This window comes from Leptothoe spongobia TAU-MAC 1115 (genome assembly GCF_018739885.1).
Classification (GTDB): Bacteria; Cyanobacteriota; Cyanobacteriia; order Phormidesmidales; family Phormidesmidaceae; genus Leptothoe; species Leptothoe spongobia.
In genome coordinates this window covers 3945-5608 of record NZ_JADOES010000078.1, presented here as the reverse complement: position 1 = coordinate 5608, position 1664 = coordinate 3945, and the positions used below count along the sequence as shown (strand labels likewise).

General features: G+C 60.8%; 1 protein-coding gene. It reads left to right on the top strand.

The genetic code is table 11. From position 1 onward, the window contains the following. Nucleotides 1–432 precede the first annotated feature (432 nt). Complete coding sequence (locus tag IXB50_RS21835) at nucleotides 433–1380, top strand: metallophosphoesterase family protein (RefSeq protein WP_215611114.1); 948 nt, start codon at nucleotides 433–435, stop codon at nucleotides 1378–1380. Nucleotides 1381–1664: the final 284 nt, after the last annotated feature.

Sequence of the window (1664 nt, the reverse complement as noted above, 5' to 3'; positions counted from 1 at the left end):
TGCCTATATAGCGTGCACAGTGATGAATTCGAAGGCAGGTGAGACTGCCGTGACCTTACGAAGGAACAGACAATGTTGAACGCAATCTTCGGCAAACGCCGCACACGCCAGAACCAGTACCAGTGGAAACCGGCTCTCGACCTCAGCAACCCGCGTGTTGTTGCTGCCCTGACAACGTTCCCGAGCAACTAAGCTTCGGACGAGCCTGCGGAGGCAGCAAAAATGCTCGGTTTTGTAAATGTCGTGAATGCGACGCTGCGCGAGACGACGCGCACCGCAAACACGTCCACCGGCAAAATTGCGAGGCCCGCTGCGGCCAAGTAGGCAGCAGCCTCGGGCTGGAATGCCCTTTTTCAAAAAACAGATGCTCAGCAACCGGAGCGCCGCGTTATTTTCTTGACGCGGCGCTTTTTGCTTTGAAGATGCGCCCCCATGTTCACGCTTGCGCATATCTCCGATCCTCATCTTGGTCCCCTGCCCGATCCCAAGCTTATCCAGCTGGTTTCAAAACGTATTCTGGGATACCTCAACTGGCAGCGAAACCGCTCCAAGATCATGGGTACGAGCTATCTTGACCAGCTCGTCGAGGACATGAAGGCAAAGTCTCCCGACCACATCGCCGTTACGGGAGATCTTGTGAACATCGCCCTTCCGCTTGAAATCACCGGTGCCAGAGACTGGCTCGAAGAGATCGGAGAACCCGGCAATGTATCCGTCGTCCCGGGCAATCACGACGCGTATGTTCCCGGTGCCGTCTACAAGGCACGGGCCGCGTGGTGGCCCTACATGTGTCCTGACGACGCGGCTGCCAAACCGCCAGAAGGCACGCGCGTGGAGGCGACCTTTCCCTACGTCCGAATACGCAACGGCATCGCCCTGGTGGGTGTGACAACCGGGCGTGCCACCGCCCCCTGGTTCGCAACCGGCAGGGTCGGAGCCGAACAGGCGCGACGTTTGCGGGACGTATTGGAAGAACTCGGAAAGGACGGCTACTTCCGCGTCGTGATGCTGCATCACCCGCCTTTCAGACACGCCACGAAATGGCACAAGCGGCTGTCGGATGCTTCGCGCGTGCGCGCTGCCATCAAACAGGCGGGCGCGGAACTCATCCTCCACGGACACACGCATATCGACAGTTTCGAGGATATCGAAGGCCCCTTTGGCCCCGTTCCCGTTGTCGGCGTGCCGTCGGCAACCAGCGCACCGGGCGGGCGGCACCCGGCTGCGCGCTACAACCTGTTCAGGATCGAGAAAACCAATGGAGGCTGGACCTGCCGCATGGAAGAACACGGCTTCGACGCCCCGGATACACCGGTAAAGCTGCTTGCGCAGAGAGACGTCGACATTCCAAAAGCGGGTCTAAGCATCGAGGCTTCATAGTGTCAGACCGCGCATATTGCGCGCGGGGCATTGCAGAGTTTGACGAAAAAGAGTGAAAGGCAAAGGCCACCTCCCGTGCGTGCGCGGAGAGCTGATGCGCACAATCCGAAGTGAGTTTTCCCTCTCCCGCTGGGAGAAGGTCAGGGTGAGGGATCAGACGTTTGCATGTTTCACCGTGGTTGGGGCCCCAACCCCGCCCCGGGGCGCCCCCCCCGACCCCCGGGGGGGATGTCCGGGGGCCCGGGCCCCCGAAGGGCCCCCCACCCCCCGCGCAACACAAGCCG